The 15,433-nt window shown below is 42.6% G+C and carries 15 protein-coding genes; 9 read left to right on the forward strand and 6 right to left on the reverse strand.

Annotated elements, in window-relative coordinates; translation table 11 throughout:
* Positions 1-15: 15 nt before the first annotated feature.
* From BN3456_RS16485 to BN3456_RS10615, 3 genes are all read right to left on the reverse strand, one after another.
* Positions 16-147, reverse strand: coding sequence for a hypothetical protein (locus tag BN3456_RS16485; RefSeq protein WP_278280294.1), 132 nt, complete (start codon positions 145-147; stop codon positions 16-18).
* A 63-nt stretch (positions 148-210) separates the two neighbouring features.
* Complete coding sequence (locus BN3456_RS10610) at positions 211-819, reverse strand: IS3 family transposase (protein WP_176699171.1); 609 nt, start codon at positions 817-819, stop codon at positions 211-213.
* 14 nt (positions 820-833) lie between these two features.
* Positions 834-1,244 carry an HTH domain-containing protein gene (locus tag BN3456_RS10615; protein ID WP_089984111.1) on the reverse strand — a complete coding sequence of 137 codons (411 nt, stop codon included), beginning with the start codon at positions 1,242-1,244 and terminating at the stop codon, positions 834-836.
* 955 nt (positions 1,245-2,199) lie between these two features.
* Here BN3456_RS10615 and BN3456_RS10620 point away from each other — a divergent pair.
* The 9 genes from BN3456_RS10620 (at position 2,200) to BN3456_RS10660 (ending at position 11,982) form a co-directional block, all read left to right on the forward strand.
* Positions 2,200-2,403 carry an excisionase gene (locus BN3456_RS10620; protein WP_089984112.1) on the forward strand — a complete coding sequence of 68 codons (204 nt, stop codon included), beginning with the start codon at positions 2,200-2,202 and terminating at the stop codon, positions 2,401-2,403.
* A 134-nt stretch (positions 2,404-2,537) separates the two neighbouring features.
* Entirely contained in the window at positions 2,538-3,734 is a 1,197-nt protein-coding gene (locus BN3456_RS10625) for a site-specific integrase (protein WP_089984113.1), read from the forward strand.
* Positions 3,735-3,922: 188 nt separating this feature from the next.
* Positions 3,923-4,399, forward strand: a complete 477-nt coding sequence (locus BN3456_RS10630; RefSeq protein WP_089984114.1) for a low molecular weight protein-tyrosine-phosphatase — start codon at positions 3,923-3,925, stop codon at positions 4,397-4,399.
* A 176-nt stretch (positions 4,400-4,575) separates the two neighbouring features.
* Positions 4,576-5,688, forward strand: a complete 1,113-nt coding sequence (ald, locus tag BN3456_RS10635) for an alanine dehydrogenase (protein ID WP_089984201.1) — start codon at positions 4,576-4,578, stop codon at positions 5,686-5,688.
* 37 nt (positions 5,689-5,725) lie between these two features.
* Entirely contained in the window at positions 5,726-6,085 is a 360-nt protein-coding gene (locus BN3456_RS10640) for a VOC family protein (protein WP_089984115.1), read from the forward strand.
* A 256-nt stretch (positions 6,086-6,341) separates the two neighbouring features.
* Positions 6,342-6,704, forward strand: a complete 363-nt coding sequence (locus BN3456_RS10645; protein WP_089984116.1) for an MGMT family protein — start codon at positions 6,342-6,344, stop codon at positions 6,702-6,704.
* A gap of 54 nt (positions 6,705-6,758) precedes the next feature.
* Positions 6,759-8,606 (forward strand): DNA helicase RecQ, encoded by a 1,848-nt coding sequence (recQ, locus tag BN3456_RS10650; protein WP_089984117.1) that lies wholly within the window; start codon positions 6,759-6,761, stop codon positions 8,604-8,606.
* Positions 8,607-8,671: 65 nt separating this feature from the next.
* Positions 8,672-11,200: an FAD-dependent oxidoreductase gene (locus BN3456_RS10655; protein WP_089984118.1), complete on the forward strand. Its 2,529-nt coding sequence runs from the start codon at positions 8,672-8,674 to the stop codon at positions 11,198-11,200.
* 104 nt (positions 11,201-11,304) lie between these two features.
* Positions 11,305-11,982, forward strand: coding sequence for a YoaK family protein (locus BN3456_RS10660; protein WP_089984119.1), 678 nt, complete (start codon positions 11,305-11,307; stop codon positions 11,980-11,982).
* A 20-nt stretch (positions 11,983-12,002) separates the two neighbouring features.
* Here the strand turns inward: BN3456_RS10660 and asnB are convergent, their stop codons facing one another.
* Genes asnB through BN3456_RS10675 form a run of 3 tightly spaced genes read right to left on the reverse strand, consistent with a single transcriptional unit; the run spans position 12,003 to position 15,403 of the window.
* Positions 12,003-13,853 (reverse strand): asparagine synthase (glutamine-hydrolyzing), encoded by a 1,851-nt coding sequence (asnB, locus tag BN3456_RS10665; protein WP_089984120.1) that lies wholly within the window; start codon positions 13,851-13,853, stop codon positions 12,003-12,005.
* A gap of 37 nt (positions 13,854-13,890) precedes the next feature.
* The gene (locus BN3456_RS10670; protein ID WP_089984121.1) at positions 13,891-14,469 is read right to left on the reverse strand and encodes a dipicolinate synthase subunit B; all 579 of its coding nucleotides are present in this window, start codon (positions 14,467-14,469) and stop codon (positions 13,891-13,893) included.
* A gap of 34 nt (positions 14,470-14,503) precedes the next feature.
* Positions 14,504-15,403, reverse strand: coding sequence for a dipicolinate synthase subunit DpsA (locus tag BN3456_RS10675; protein WP_089984122.1), 900 nt, complete (start codon positions 15,401-15,403; stop codon positions 14,504-14,506).
* Positions 15,404-15,433: the final 30 nt, after the last annotated feature.

Here is a 15,433-nt window from a genome sequence, read left to right on the forward strand (position 1 = left end):
AAAAGTGGGCCAATTTTACTTGACAATCAACAACGGTTTGTGGAAGTCTGTTGCCCCACATGCCAGGTAGATGTGTCTTGCATCTTTTACAAACAGATCCATTATAACTGTTGTACCTGCCGGATGAGTTGAATGGCTTTGATCCATTGTATAACCTCCTAAAGACATCTTAGGTTAATTTTACAGGATCTGCATGGAGATTACACGACGCTATCTTTTGAAGCACTTACGAGTATTCATTAGTAGATTGACTGTTTCAAGGACAAAATCTAGTTCAAGTGATTCACTTAGAACATAGGATAGAAGCTGTTTGGTATATGCATCCATAATGGTTGAAAGGTAAAAGAAATGCCCATCAAATGGAATATATGTAATGTCCGTGAGTAGAACGAATCTTGGACCGTGCTCTGTAAATTCACGTTGTAGGAGATTGTCAGCAACATTATTTGTGCGAAGTGCTTTAGCCATTCTTCGATATGGGTTAGCCTTTCGTATAGGGCAAAAGAGATTATATTTCTTCATCAGGCGGCGGATCTTCTTAACATTCATCTGAATCGGTGGCTCCAGATGTAATAATCGCATCTGAATACCACGAGCCCCTTTCTTGTAGCTACGATAATTATAGGCATCGAGAATAAGTTCAAAATCAGCTCTGTCAGCTGCTTCACGAGCATTGCGAAGGCTTGCCGTATTTACCCAGTGATAGTATCCGGAACGGGAAACATTTGCAATATCACACAAATCAGAAACACTTAAAATGTTTTTATCATCAGAAATGATGTCATAGATAAGTTGAAATTTAACATTTGGTGCATCCATAATCATTGCCTCCGCTAATCTGATTTGTCCGCTTTTAAAATTTTTTTTATAAACTCAAGTTCCTGGCGCATGTAGAGCATCTCATGCTGCATGCGAGCCATTGCCTGGTCAGGAGGCATGTTTTCATAGGTATCGTCAGAAGGTTGTTTAAAACGTTTCTTATTACCTTCATGCAGACCAGCAGCTGATTTTGCTTCTCTTTGGATACGACCAGAAATGTTACACATCCTGTCATGACCAAGCATATCGGGATCATATCCAAGTTCTGAAAATATGCCCCGAAGTGATTTTCCAGCAAGTAAGAGACTCATAAATTTTTCTTTAAAAGCAAGAGTAAACCTGAGCTGTGTGTTGCTAGCGCTCAATGTATAAGGATTTCGTTGCAATAAGTCAACTTGTTCTTTCGTAAACGTAGTATAAGCCATAGAGACTCCTTTCTAATTAGATTATATCATGGCTTATACTACATCGGAACAAGAATAAGGGTGTCCTGTGGTCGGGATGCTCGTAAAAAAATCAAGTACTAAGTAGTGGATACTCGTAAAAGTGTGTGTCCACAGTACGGGATTCTGATAAATGACAGTAATAAACTTGTCAAAATAGAGTGTCCGATGTTTTGGATTCTCGTAAAAAAATGTGTCCGAAGTTTGGATTTGGTATGAAAACCACTGTCCAGTCTATGGGGTACATTTTAAATTAGTTTTTTGAAATATGGCTGCACTTTTTACAGCCACTGGCTTCAATTAGTACAGCCAATTACGTATTTTGGCTATAAATAGTGTAGCCAACAACATAAATCCTTGAATAATTCATCTTATCAGTGAAAATATTGGCTACAAAAAGTACTGCCATTTTACATAGTTGGCTATAGAAAGTACAGCCATCTTGTAACAGTGGCTACAGAAAGTGTAGCCATATGAAATATATAAGGGGTTTCAGGGGATTTTAGCCCCTGACAAGTTGCGATAGGACGGCGACGTCGCTGTTGCGTAACTTGCTGTGCACTATCCCTTAAAAAATGTTCACTACGTAAAGAACTGACACATCAGCGAAGCACAAATAAGAAAGAATTTAATTTGTAAATTTCATATTTGAATTATTTTAAAAGCATGGTTTCTGACACTTTTTGATCAAGTGAAAAACAGAAGAACCGTGCTTTTTTTAGATTAAAAGAGGTGGAATCGATTTGCCACGATTATTGTGTGAACAAAAATCAGACTTAATAAAAGCACCAAAATCTGGTTTGAAAAAACTAAAATACACCAGCCTGGTTTCTATCGGAAAAATGGAAAAGCAGTTAATATTTATGATATAAACCGGTTCAATAAGAAATCAGTGAGGTGATACTTTATAGAAGAGATAGCAATAAATACAAATGAAATAAAAACAGAAATCCCCATATGGAGAAAGTATATTCTTTCGGTGCAGGAGGCATCCGAATATTTTCATATCGGATATAAGAAGCTTAGAAAGATAATAGATGAACATCCAGACGCAGATTTTATTTTGTGGAATGGTACCAGACCACAGATAAAAAGAAAGCTGTTTGAACAGTATGTGGATGAGAATCTAACAGCAATTTGACTCAATAATTGCACCAGAGCGGATTGGGAAAATCCGATTTAAACAATAAGAATCAGATAGATAAAGAGCCATGTTTATGGTATATTTGATATATCATAGCTTGGCTCTCTTCTATAGAGAAAGGAGTTTTTGATATGCCAGATGAAGTAAGACGTGACAGTAAAGGTCGCAAATTATGGAATGGTGAGAGCCAAAGAAAAGATGGACAATATGAATATAAATATATGGATGCTTTTGGAAATAGAAAGACAGTATACAGTTGGAAACTAACAGCATCTGACACATTACCAAAGGGAAAGCGTGATTGTATTTCGCTAAGAGATCAACAAAAGCAGATTCGCAGGGACTGCGCTGATAAGGTAGCAGTGGATGGTGGAAATATGACCGTACTTGAACTGGTAAAAAGATATGTTGCTCAAAAGCAGGGAGTTCGCCATAATACCAAAGCAAATTACAAATTTGTAATCAATATTATCGACAAAGAAGTGTTTGGAACAAAGCGGATTGATAAAATCAGACTATCCGATGCGAAGGCATGGGTGATTAAGCTACAAAAGGATGGACGAGGATATTCTACGATTCATGCGATTAGAGGAATTATCAGACCAGCTTTTCAGATGGCAGTGGATGATGATTTGATTCGAAAGAATCCTTTTGATTTTCAATTGCACACAGTGGTCATCAATGACAGTGTGACACGAGAAGCGATTACAAAGCAGCAGGAAAAAGCATTTCTGGATTTTGTAAAAAATGATAAGCATTTTTCAAGGTATTATGATGGTATTTTTATTTTATTTAAGACAGGACTAAGAATTTCGGAATTTTGTGGATTGACCATAGGAGATATCGATTTTGAACAGAAAAGAATTTCTGTTAATCATCAGCTTCAGCGCAAGAGAGATATGGAATATATCATGGAAGAACCTAAGACTTCATCCGGTATTCGTTATATTCCAATGTCTCAAGAAGTAAGCGGGTGTTTTTGGCGTATCATTTCAAATCGAAAGAAGCCAAAAGTGGAACCGATGATCGATGGCAAATGTGGTTTCCTATTCTTGGATAAGAACCATATGCCGATGGTGGCACTCCACTGGGAAAAGTACTTTAAACATATCTGGGAAAAGTATAATAGCCTTTATAAAGTCCAGTTGCCAAAGATAACACCTCATGTATGCAGACATACCTTTTGCAGTAACATGGCAAAGGCAGGAATGAATCCGAAAACCCTGCAATATATTATGGGACATAGTGAAATCGGGGTGACCTTGAACACTTATACTCATATGGGATTTGAAGATGCATCGGCGGAGATGTTAGCAATAGAATGTTAGTCTGACAAAGGTATTTACCCTGTCGTAAAAGTTTTTAATTTACGACAGATTTTACGACACTTGATGGATGAGATAAGCGAAAATAAGCAAATTTATACCGAAAAACGGTAAGAATGGCACTGTCAATAAAATGGCGTAAAATCAACGAAAAGTTAGTAAAATCAAGCGTTTACAAGGAGAAATTAAAGATGATAAAAGTTTTATTCGTCTGCCACGGCAATATATGCCGTTCTCCCATGGCAGAATTTGTTTTCCGTGACATGGTACAAAAACAGGGAATGGAAAATTTGTTTTCCATAGCGTCAGCCGCAACAAGCCGGGAAGAAATCGGAAATCCGGTTCACCGTGGAACGGTAAAAAAATTAAAGGAACACGCCATCAGTACTGCCGGAAAGTATGCAGTTCAGCTTCAAAAAAGGGATTACAATGCATATGATTACATTATAGGGATGGAAAATCAAAACATCCGTAATATCAAGCGGATTCTCGGGGAAGATAAAGAGTATAAAGTACACAGACTTCTGGATTTTTCCGATCATCCCAGAGATATCGCAGACCCATGGTATACGGGTAACTTTGACCGCACTTATACTGATGTACTGGAGGGCTGCGAGGCCCTTTTGCAGCACATTCTGGAATACAATAAATTACCATCTGATACATAGTGCACTCAAATTGTAATAAAATGTTAAAATTATTGAACACTATTTACAAAAAGGGGAAGATAAACTATTATGAATTTATGATATTTAATAGCATGTGCATGAAGATACAAAGGGGTAAGTATTCTGTATGACCCCGGTTCTGCTATTAAAAATGATTAAAGGAGGCAATGTCAGAGGTGAAAGTAGGATGTGTAAAAGAAATCAAAAAGTATGAGTACAGAGTTGGGTTAACCCCGGAAAATGTAAAAGAATATGTAAACCGTAAAAACCAGGTTTACATTCAAAAGGGCGCAGGGGAAGGCGCTTTTTTTACCGATGAAATGTACCGGGAGGCCGGGGCGGTTATTCTGGATACGGCAGAAGAGGTATGGGCAAAATGTGATATGATCGTAAAAGTTAAAGAACCGTTGAAAGAGGAATATGGCTTGATTCGGGAAAATCAGATTCTTTACACCTATCTTCATCTTGCGGCAGATAGGTCTCTTACGGAGGCACTTCTGAAAAAAAAGGCCAAGGCTGTAGCCTATGAAACAATCCGGGACAGAAGCGGCGGACTCCCCCTTTTGAAGCCTATGAGTGAAGTGGCAGGAAGGCTGAGTATTCAGGCGGGAGCAAGATGTCTGGAGCGCACAATGGGCGGCATGGGCCTGTTACTGGGCGGCGTGGCAGGTGTCAGACAGGCCAATGTGTTAATTATAGGTGCGGGTGTTGTGGGAACAAATGCATGCAAGATGGCTGTGGGTATGGGTGCAAGGGTCACCATTGCGGATAATAATCTGGACCGCCTCACATATTTGGATGATATTTTCGGGTCAAGAATTCAAACCATGTACAGCACAGACTCCGGGCTGGAGAAAGCATGTTATGAGGCGGACCTTGTGATTGGATCAGTTTTGATTCCCGGTGCAAAAGCCCCCAAATTGATAAAAGAGAGATATCTTGACGGAATGAAAAATGGAAGTGTTATTGTGGATGTCGCAGTGGATCAGGGGGGATGCTGTGAGACGACAGTGCCTACGTACCATGACAATCCTACTTTTATCAAGAAAGGAGTGGTTCATTACTGCGTAGCCAATATGCCGGGGGCAGTTGCAATGACTTCCACATTGGCACTCACAAATGCAACATTGCATTATGGACTTGGAATTGCCGATGATGGTTTAGAGGAAGCAATTCAAAAGGACAGGCTTCTTGCACTCGGGGTAAACTGCTATGAGGGTAAATTAACCTGCAGAGAAGTTGCCCAAGCACATGGAATGGAATATACAGACATTTTTGAGCTGGTTTAATTTTAAAATTTATTAATGCAGAGAAAGGAAATCTATTATGAAATTTTGTTGGAGCACACTTTATGTAAAAGATTTGGATAAATCCATACAGTTTTATGAAGAAATCATAGGACTGCCCCTTGTCCGCCGTTTTAATGCAGGGGAGCAGACAGAAATTGCCTTTTTAGGCAGTGGGGAAACACAGATAGAGCTGATTCATGACACAACTCGTCCGGGCGGCAACACAGGCACCGATATTTCCTGGGGATTTGCAGTAGATTCATTGGAACAGACATTTGAGAGTATGAAAGATAAGGATATTAAATTCTTGAGTGACATTATCCAGCCAAATCCACATTCCCGGTTTTTCTTTATAGAAGACCCTAACGGATTTAAGGTTCAGATCGCAGAGATTTAACGGTGAGTCTCATCAAAGAGACAGCTTTTCACCGGCAGTAGTGAGGAATTTGATGTAAAATAAAAAAGGCCCCTGCCAAACCTATAATTTTGATGGCGGGGGCCTGTCTTGTTTAAAAGCAAATTTTAAAACAGTTCAGCTATGCAAATTCTCATGAGTGAATTGAAGTTTAAACGGATGTAGTATATACTTAATCTTATGAGAAATATGGGGCGTACCTTGAGATGACATAGAAACAATAAGGTGGAAAGATCATATGAATTTTTATAAAAGAACGGCCTTAGTCTGCCGGCAGATTCCGGTGGGACGAGTGGCAACCTACGGACAGATTGCGCTGCTCTGCGGAAAACCGAAGAATGCAAGGCAGGTGGGATATGCCCTGGGTCATGATCTGGCGGGAGATGTGCCGGCCCATCGGGTGGTAAATGCAAGTGGGATTTTAAGCGGTGCAGCAGCCTTTGAGACACCGGATCTGCAGAAACTGATGCTGGAGCAGGAAGGCGTACGGGTAAACCGGACAGAGCGGGGCCTGCAGGTTGACTTAAAAAAAGACGGCTGGAAGAATACGATGGAAGATGCACTCTGGCTGCGGAACGAGTTTGAGGTCCGGGGAATATGACTCACCTTAAAAGGTTAGTAACTGTTCAGAAAATACAAAAGAAAGAGGAGAGGAATGGATTCACACAAAGTTTTAAAAGAAGTTTTTGGATATACCTCCTTCCGTGAAGGGCAGGAAGAGCTGATAGAGAGTACCCTTAAAGGGAGGGATGTGCTGGGGATTATGCCCACCGGCGCAGGGAAATCTATCTGCTATCAGGTTCCTGCATTATTGTTTGAGGGAATTTCAATTATTATTTCTCCGTTGATTTCTCTGATGAAAGATCAGGTGACGGCTCTGAACCAATTGGGAATTCACGCTGCATTTATTAATAGTTCTCTTACAGAGGCACAATACAAAAAGGCAATGGCAAATGCCCGTGGGGGAAGATATAAGATTATTTATGTGGCGCCGGAGCGTCTGATGACAGAATCGTTCTTATCATTGGCCAACAGTGTGGAGATTTCTATGGTGACGGTGGATGAAGCACACTGCATTTCTCAATGGGGACAGGACTTCAGGCCCAGCTATCTGAAAATTGTAGATTTTATTAATATGCTGTCCAAAAGACCGGTTATTACAGCATATACAGCGACGGCTACAAAGCTGGTAAAAGAAGACATTGCCTGTGTTCTGGGTCTTAATAATCCACTGGAAGCAGTCACAGGTTATGATCGTAAGAATCTTTATTTTTCAGTAAGAAAGCCTAAAAATAAGCTGGCAGAACTAATGCCATATTTACAAAAAAATGGTGACAAGAGTGGAATTATTTACTGCAACACGAGAAAAAATGTGGAAGAAGTCTATGAAGCTCTTTTAAAAGAAGGGTATCAGGCGGCAAAATATCATGCCGGGTTATCCGATGCTGTCAGAAAGCAGAATCAGGATGATTTTATCTATGACATCAAACCCATTATGGTGGCAACGAATGCATTTGGAATGGGAATTGACAAGTCTAATGTAAGATTCGTTATTCATTATAATATGCCCAAGGATATCGAAAGTTATTATCAGGAGGCAGGACGTGCCGGGCGTGACGGTGAACCTGCAGAATGTATTCTGTTGTATTCCGGTCAGGATGTAAAAATCAATGAATTTTTAATCAGTAAGCAGACGGAGAATGAAGAATTGGATTTTGAGGAACGCCAATTGATACAGGAGCGGGACAGCAAACGCCTACGGAAGATGACCTTTTACTGCTTTACCAATGAATGTCTTCGGGATTATATCCTGCGGTATTTCGGAGAATATGGTGGTAGTTACTGTGGGAATTGTGAGAACTGCCTGACAGAATTTGAAGATATTGATGTGACTGCTGAGGCAGGGTGTATCATCAATCTGGTCAGAACCAGTGGTGAGCGATACGGTATCAATGCAATTATAGAAGCATCCCATGGATCAGAAACTGCAAAGGTGCGCAAATTCCGACTGGATGAGAACTCATTTTATGGGAGCTTAAATAGCGTGACACTGATCCGTATCCGGCAGATTATGAATGATTTGCTGATAAAAGGGTATTTATTTTTAACGCCGGGTGAATATCCGGTTTTAAAAATGACAGAAGAGGGTAGACAGGTTCTTTCTGATGAGAGTCAGAAAACAATTGTGTTGAAGCTTCCGAAGGAGGCGGAAAAAGCTGCGGCAAAGCAAAAAGAGAAAAAGCAGAAGGTGGCGGATGCCAAATATCCCCAGCTTTTCGAACGTCTTCGTCAGCGCAGGTACGAGATGGCACAGCAGAATCACGTGCCGCCTTATATTATTTTCTCTGACAGGACTTTAAAAGAGATGAGTACATATCTGCCCTCCACAAAAAACTCTATGCTGAAAATTAACGGTGTGGGTAATAATAAATATGAGAAGTATGGGGAGGTGTTTATGGGGTTGATCCGAGAATACGCAAAGGAACATGGAATCGAAGCGTAACTCAATTGCGGAAGGGTATGGTAAGTTGTATAATAGGAAAAAATATCAAGAACAGGAGGAGCTAGATGAAGAGTCTAAAGTTGAGAGAGGGGTTTTACTGGACCGGGATTGTGGATGATTCCCTGCGTGTGTTTGATATTATTATGTATACGAAATTCGGCACCACCTATAATTCATATGTGCTGAAGGCAGGGAATAAGACGATTTTGTTTGAGACAGCAAAGGTGAAGTTCTGGGATGATTATCTGGAGAAACTGGAGGAGATTGCAGATGTCGGTGAGATTGACTATCTGGTGGTCAGCCACACGGAGCCGGATCATGCGGGAAGTGTGGAACGGCTATTGGATTTATGTCCCCATCTGAAAATTATTTCCACCGGTGCGGCTAATTCATTTTTGCGTGAGATTGTAAACCGTGATTTTACGGGAATTGTGGTTAAAGATGGTGAGCGTCTGCAGATTGGCAATAAGACGCTGTATTTTATGAGTGTACCCAATCTGCACTGGCCGGATACTATGTACACGTACATTGAAGAGGAACAGATTCTCATCACCTGTGACTCTTTTGGCGCTCACTATGCATTCCCGGAGGTTTTGTTGAGCGAAGTTCAAAACTGGGAAGACTATGAGGAGTCGGTAAAATATTATTTTGACTGTATTATTGCTCCCTTTAAATCTTTCATGAAGACGGCTTTGAACCGAGTGCGCGAGATGGATATCACTATGATTGGTACAGGCCACGGTCCGGTTCTGGACACGAAGCTGGACCAGATGTACCAGTGGTATGAGAAATGGTGTACGGTCATAAATCCGAATAAGAAGAAAACGGTGGTGATTCCCTATGTCAGTGCATACGGGTATACACAGGAACTGGCACAAGATATTGCGGCCGGTATTGCAGACAGCGGTGATATTGATGTACATCTTTTCGATATGGTAACTGCAGATTCAGATAAGGTTGTGGAGGAACTTGGGTTTGCGGACGGTGTTTTATTCGGCACTCCGACAATTCTGGGGGAGGCACTGAAACCAATTTGGGAGTTGACTCTGGCAATGACTCCCGTCACTCATGGCGGCAAACTGGCCGGGGCGTTTGGGAGTTATGGCTGGAGCGGTGAGGGTGTTCCACATATTGAAGAGCGCCTGCGGCAGCTTCGGATGAAGGTTGTGGATGGCTATAAGGTGCGTTTTAAACCGAATCAGGCAGACCGTCAGGATGCTTTTGATTTTGGGTATAATTTTGGATGCACGCTTTTAGAAAAGCCTAATATAAAGAAGACCTCTGCAAGAACAAAGCTTGTGAAATGTCTGGTCTGCGGAGAGATTTTTGACTCATCACTGGAAATATGTCCTGTCTGTGGTGTGGGCAAAGAAAACTTTGTTCCGGTAGAGGCAGAGGACGATTCATACCAAAATGATACCGAAGACTTCTATCTGATTCTGGGAAATGGGGCAGCAGGTTTCTATGCGGCAAAATCAATCCGGGAGCGCAATAAGTCTGCCTCCATTGTCATGGTTTCTGAGGAGCCGTATCGTTCGTATAACCGGCCTATGCTGACAAAGTCGATTATGGCGGACTTGAGTGAGGACCAGATAGCTGTGAAGGGAAAACAGTGGTATGAAGAACAGAAAATAGTTCAGGTTCTTGGGAAAAAGATTATCTCAGTAGATACTACAGGGAAAGAAGTTACCCTTGAGGATGGAATTAAGCTGCAATATACAAAACTAATTTATGCTCTTGGTGCGGAATGTTTTGTGCCGCCGATTCCGGGCAGCGATAAGAAGTCTGTAGTAGCAATCCGCCGTCTTGCAGACACGAGAAAAATAGCTGACCTTCTGCCAAATGTGAGAAACGTAGTAGTGATTGGCGGTGGTGTGTTAGGTCTTGAAGCTGCATGGGAAATGAAGAAGGCAAAATGTCAGGTCACTGTTTTGGAGATTGCACCGGTTCTGATGGGGCGCCAGCTGGATCTTCCGGCAGGAGAGCTTTTAAAGTCAATCAGCGAAGAGTGCGGAGTGCACATTAGAACGGACGTGCAGGTGGAGGCAATCCTCGGAGAAGAGTATACAACCGCGGTAAAATTAAAAGACGGTGAAGAAGTTTCGGCAGATCTGGTCATTATCTCCAGCGGTGTCAGGGCAAACGTAGATCTGGCACAGCAGATGGGGCTGGAAACGGACCGTGGCATTGTGGTAAACAGTAAGATGGAAACCAGTATGAAGTGTGTATATGCATGCGGCGACTGTGCACAGTACGAGGGGGTGAACTATGCAATCTGGCCGGAGGCTGTGGAACAGGGAAAAGTGGCAGGTGCCAACGCCGCGGGGGAAGAAAAAGAATACATTCAGGTACCCGCAGCGCTTACCTTCCACGGAATGAACACTGCCCTTTACGCAATTGGTGATGCAGGCAAGAACCCAAATCTGATTTACAAGATTGTGGAATTCAAAGATATGGGAAGAAAGCAGTACAAAAAATACTTCTTCCTGAATAACCGGCTGTGTGGGGTAATCCTTATAGGAGATGTATCCGAGATGGGAAAACTCTCTAAGGCAGTAGAGCGAAAAGCTCCTTATAAGGAAATCATAGCCTGAGAAAATGAGGTTCATCCGGATGCAAATTAAAAATATAAAAGCATTTGGATGGACCTCATTATTTTATAGTAGTAGGTAGAATAAATCTACAGGAGGACAGATAAATGCTAAAGCTGAAAACAAAACAACAGATGTCAGAATCCATGCTTCTGGCTGTATTTTTGACACTGGCGGGGGGGTTCCAGGACGCCTATTCCTATAATATCAGGGGAGAGGTTTTCGCCAATGCACAGACCGGAAATATAGTACTGTTGGGACAGAACCTTGCCCAGAGAAACTTTCAGGCTGCCCTGCGTTATCTGCTTCCTCTGACTGCGTTTATCGGCGGGGTATATGTGACAGAGTGGGTACATCACTTGTGGAAGGAGTACCAGAAAATCCACTGGAGGCAGATTATACTGCTTGTGGAGACAGCTTTGCTGATCATTGTAGGGCTGCTGCCTCATTCTATGGATGTACCTGCAAATGTTATCCTGTCCTTTGCTTGTGCGATGCAGGTCAATGGTTTCCGCAAATTTAAGGGACTGCCCTCCGCCACGACCATGTGTATAGGAAACATGCGCAATGCTACAGCACTGCTGTGTAAATATCACATCACAAAGGATAAGGTTTTAAGAAAAAAGAGTATGCATTATTATTTTGTTATCTTTATCTTTGCAGTGGGTGCGGCAACGGGCGCCATGATGAGTATGCGTGCAGGCCTGAGGGCTATCTGGATAGCCGCTGTCCTGCTGTTTATAGGATTTGTACTTATGTTTATTAAAGAAGATCTTGAAAAGTAAAAAGTTGGAAGCTGATATCTTTATTGGATTTGCACATGGTATTTTTTGAGCCAGTAATTTACCTGGAGCATATAAGCCAGCATCTGCGGGCCCGCCATCAACTGGCCATACCAGGGTTTCCCGTAATCGGAGGGACTGTTCAGGAAAGTATCCACCTTTTTTGTGTCGAGCAATGTACGTACGGGGGCATTGGGGTCAGCTAGGACCTCCTTTAATTGCTGCCCAAGCAGCTTTTCGTACGCGGGATCGTAGGTTTTGGGATAAGGGCTTTTTTTCCGCCACAGTACCTCCTTGGGGAGAAGTCCCTCTCCGGCGTGGCGCAACAGCCCTTTTACAATACCGTCGGGGCATTTCATATGCCATGGAACATTAAAAACATACTCTACAATCCTGTAATCAGCCAGAGGAACCCTTGCCTCTAGCCCATTGTACATACTGGTGCGGTCCATCCTGTCCAGGAGGGTTACCATGAACCAGCGCAGGTTCAGATAAGAAATTTCCCGCCGTCTCTTTTCTTCCGGGGTATCTTCCGGAAGACCCGGGGTTTCGCTGATGGTATTCTCGTAAGCTTCATGGGCATATTCCTCCATATGAAGCTCTCGGATCAGACTGTCGGATAAAAGCACCTGTCTGGGGGACATATCGTCGGACCAAGGAAAAGCATTGGTCTGAAAAGCTTTTTGGCTGTGGAACCAGGGGTAGCCGCCAAAAATTTCATCGGCGCATTCACCGGTCAAGGTAACTTTGTTGTAATCGGTCACTTTGGAACAGAAATACAGCAGGGAAGACTCCACATCTGCCATACAGGGAAGATCTCTGGCATCTACTGTTTTATACAGGCAATCCAGCTGATCCTGGTTTGTGCATTCCAGAAAGTGATGGTTCGTTCCCGCAAAATCCACCATTTGTTCTACATAAGGTCTATCCTGGCTGGGCTGGAACGAGTTGGACTTGAAATATTTATCGTTGTTCTGGAAGTCAAAAGAAAACGTGTTCAGAACTTTCCCTTGCTTCTTTAATTCTCGGGCGCAGATGGCTGTCACCAGACTGCTGTCTACACCGCCGGAGAGAAAGGTGCTGATGGGGATGTCGGAAAGCATCTGTTTTTTGATAGAATCTTCCACAAGCCATGCGGTTTTCTCCACTGTTTGTGCAAAAGAATCTTCATGTGGGCGGCTCTTTAGTTCCCAGTAAAACTCTTTACTGCGGGAAGTGTGGCCGAAGGTAATACACTCTCCGGGCAGGACCTCCAGCACATCTTTGAAAACACCTTTGCCATAAGATTTTGCAGGGCCAAGAGCAAATATCTCACACAGACCGGCCCTGTCTACCACAGGTCTGACGCCCGGATAAGCCAGAAGTCCCTTGATTTCTGAGGCGAAGACAAGGGTTTTGCCTATCATAGTGTAAAAGAGGGGTTTAACACCTAACCTGTCACGGAATAAATAAAGTTCCCCGGCATTGGAATCCCAGAGCGCAATTGCAAAAATACCGTTCAGCTTTTTGATATAGTCTTTTCCGTGGAGCATGTAACCTTCTAAAATGACTTCCGTATCACTGGTGGTCTGAAATTCTGCCCCTTCCAGCAAGAGCTCTGCTTTTAGTTCTGCCATATTGTAAATTTCACCGTTAAAGACAATGACGCATTCCCGTTCCTGCCTTTTTCGCACCATGGGCTGCTGCCCTGTGATTAGATCAATGATTTCGAGACGTACATGGGCCAGACCGCACAGGGAGCTTAGGTAAGTGCCCTCATCATCCGGACCTCTGTGTTTTTGGATACGGTTCATCTTCTCTAAAATACCTTTCCATTTAGGCTTATCTGTCATGTAATTTACGTAAGGATTAAAAAATCCGGAAATTGAGCACATTCCTTTGTCTCCTTTTCATATATACAATTATGAGTAACTACTGAATAACAGGCTGGTATTGTCTGCCCTCTAAAGCCGCTTCCAGAGAAGGAATTAAAAGATCGGTGTGGGCAATCATAGAATTAGGTTTTTTGTTTGGGTTATCCTGTCCGAATGGAACAAAGTATATGTTTTTAGCATTTAGCAGCAGACCTATATTTTTCATATTCATACCCAGGGCATCGTTTGTAGAAACGGAGATGAGCAGAGGCTTATTATTTCTAAGGTGGGCTTTTGCTGCCATCAGAGCCGGTGTGTCGGTGATACCATTGGCAAACTTTGCAATCGTATTGCCGGTGCAGGGAAGAAGCACCAAGATATCCAGCAGATTGCCTGGACCGATAGGTTCTGCCTCAGGTATGGTCATCATGGGTTTTACTCCGGTAATTTCTTCTGCCTTTTTTACAAAATCCTCCGCCCTTCCAAAACGACTGTCTATACTGCCGGAGGCGTCTGAGAATATAGTCTGTACAAGTGCTCCCTCATCTACTAGTTTTTGAAGTTCCGCAAAGACTTTTTCATAAGTGCAAAAGGAGCCGGTCAGTGCAACTCCAATAGTTTTTTCTTTTAAAGACATTTTCAAATCACTCCTAGTTTTATAGTCGCTGTTTTCATAGCTGCTTTTCCTGAGACAATATACTTTCAATAGATTCTCTCAGAGCCTTTGCTGAAGAGGCAGGGGAATATTTCCCGGGAAGGCCGGGACATAATGCCGCAGATTTACCAAGTGTTTTAGCGGACTTGTAATCTACCCCGCCAGGAGCAGAGGAAATATCGATAATGGTAACCGAAGGTTTCATAACTTTCAGGGTATCTGATAAGACAACAAGTGCAGGGATTGTGTTAAAAATAAAATCAAAATCCTCTGCACTTTTTTTAAAGTCTTCTAAATCTCCGGCACCGTCAGAGACCACAGCGGCCCGGGCACGTTTGCCTGGATTGTTGCAGAAAGTGTATACCCTGCAGAACATTGCCTTCAAATAAGAAACCAGCGTAGATCCACATTTCCCATACCCCAGGACGGCACACCGGCTTTGGTTCAGATTCAAAGGACTACGTATAATTGCCTCGCATATGGCACCCTCAGCAGTGGCAATTGTGTTATATACTGCAAGTGTATCGTTCTGCATAAAATCAAAGACAGAAACACCCTTTTCAACTGCAAAGCTTCTGAAATTTTCAGGGATACATCCGGCGAAAAAATATTGTCCGGGCTGTAATGCAGAAAGAAGCGAAGCCAGAGACACATCTTCTATGGATGCCCCTTGATTGAGATATGTGCCATCTTTGCTCAGAGGAATCGGGCATATGACACAGCGTGAAGAGCTGCAGGCATTTTTAAGAGAAACCGCGGCAGAGAGGTGAGAATCAGCCCCACATCTGCACTTATCGGGCTTTTCTACCAGTGCATAATGGCAGACCTGTGTCTGAGAACTGCTTAATTCCTCCACCAGATAGACCTGCCGCATATCTCCGCCGATAACTGTAAAATCGTATTGAGGATATTCCATTATAAAACTCCTGATAAAACACAATTTTAA

Source organism: Clostridium sp. C105KSO13 (assembly GCF_001517425.1).
Classification (GTDB): Bacteria; Bacillota; Clostridia; order Lachnospirales; family Lachnospiraceae; genus Muricomes.

Coding starts and splice junctions, on each gene's coding strand:
- BN3456_RS10660 (WP_089984119.1), top strand. CDS start 11,305: ATGCTAAAGCTGAAAACAAAACAACAGATGTCAGAATCCATGCTTCTG.
- BN3456_RS10630 (WP_089984114.1), top strand. CDS start 3,923: ATGATAAAAGTTTTATTCGTCTGCCACGGCAATATATGCCGTTCTCCC.
- BN3456_RS10670 (WP_089984121.1), bottom strand. CDS start 14,469: ATGTCTTTAAAAGAAAAAACTATTGGAGTTGCACTGACCGGCTCCTTT.
- BN3456_RS10655 (WP_089984118.1), top strand. CDS start 8,672: ATGAAGAGTCTAAAGTTGAGAGAGGGGTTTTACTGGACCGGGATTGTG.
- recQ (WP_089984117.1), top strand. CDS start 6,759: ATGGATTCACACAAAGTTTTAAAAGAAGTTTTTGGATATACCTCCTTC.
- asnB (WP_089984120.1), bottom strand. CDS start 13,853: ATGTGCTCAATTTCCGGATTTTTTAATCCTTACGTAAATTACATGACA.
- BN3456_RS10640 (WP_089984115.1), top strand. CDS start 5,726: ATGAAATTTTGTTGGAGCACACTTTATGTAAAAGATTTGGATAAATCC.
- BN3456_RS10645 (WP_089984116.1), top strand. CDS start 6,342: ATGAATTTTTATAAAAGAACGGCCTTAGTCTGCCGGCAGATTCCGGTG.
- BN3456_RS16485 (WP_278280294.1), bottom strand. CDS start 147: ATGGATCAAAGCCATTCAACTCATCCGGCAGGTACAACAGTTATAATG.
- BN3456_RS10675 (WP_089984122.1), bottom strand. CDS start 15,403: ATGGAATATCCTCAATACGATTTTACAGTTATCGGCGGAGATATGCGG.
- BN3456_RS10615 (WP_089984111.1), bottom strand. CDS start 1,244: ATGGCTTATACTACGTTTACGAAAGAACAAGTTGACTTATTGCAACGA.
- BN3456_RS10610 (WP_176699171.1), bottom strand. CDS start 819: ATGGATGCACCAAATGTTAAATTTCAACTTATCTATGACATCATTTCT.
- BN3456_RS10625 (WP_089984113.1), top strand. CDS start 2,538: ATGCCAGATGAAGTAAGACGTGACAGTAAAGGTCGCAAATTATGGAAT.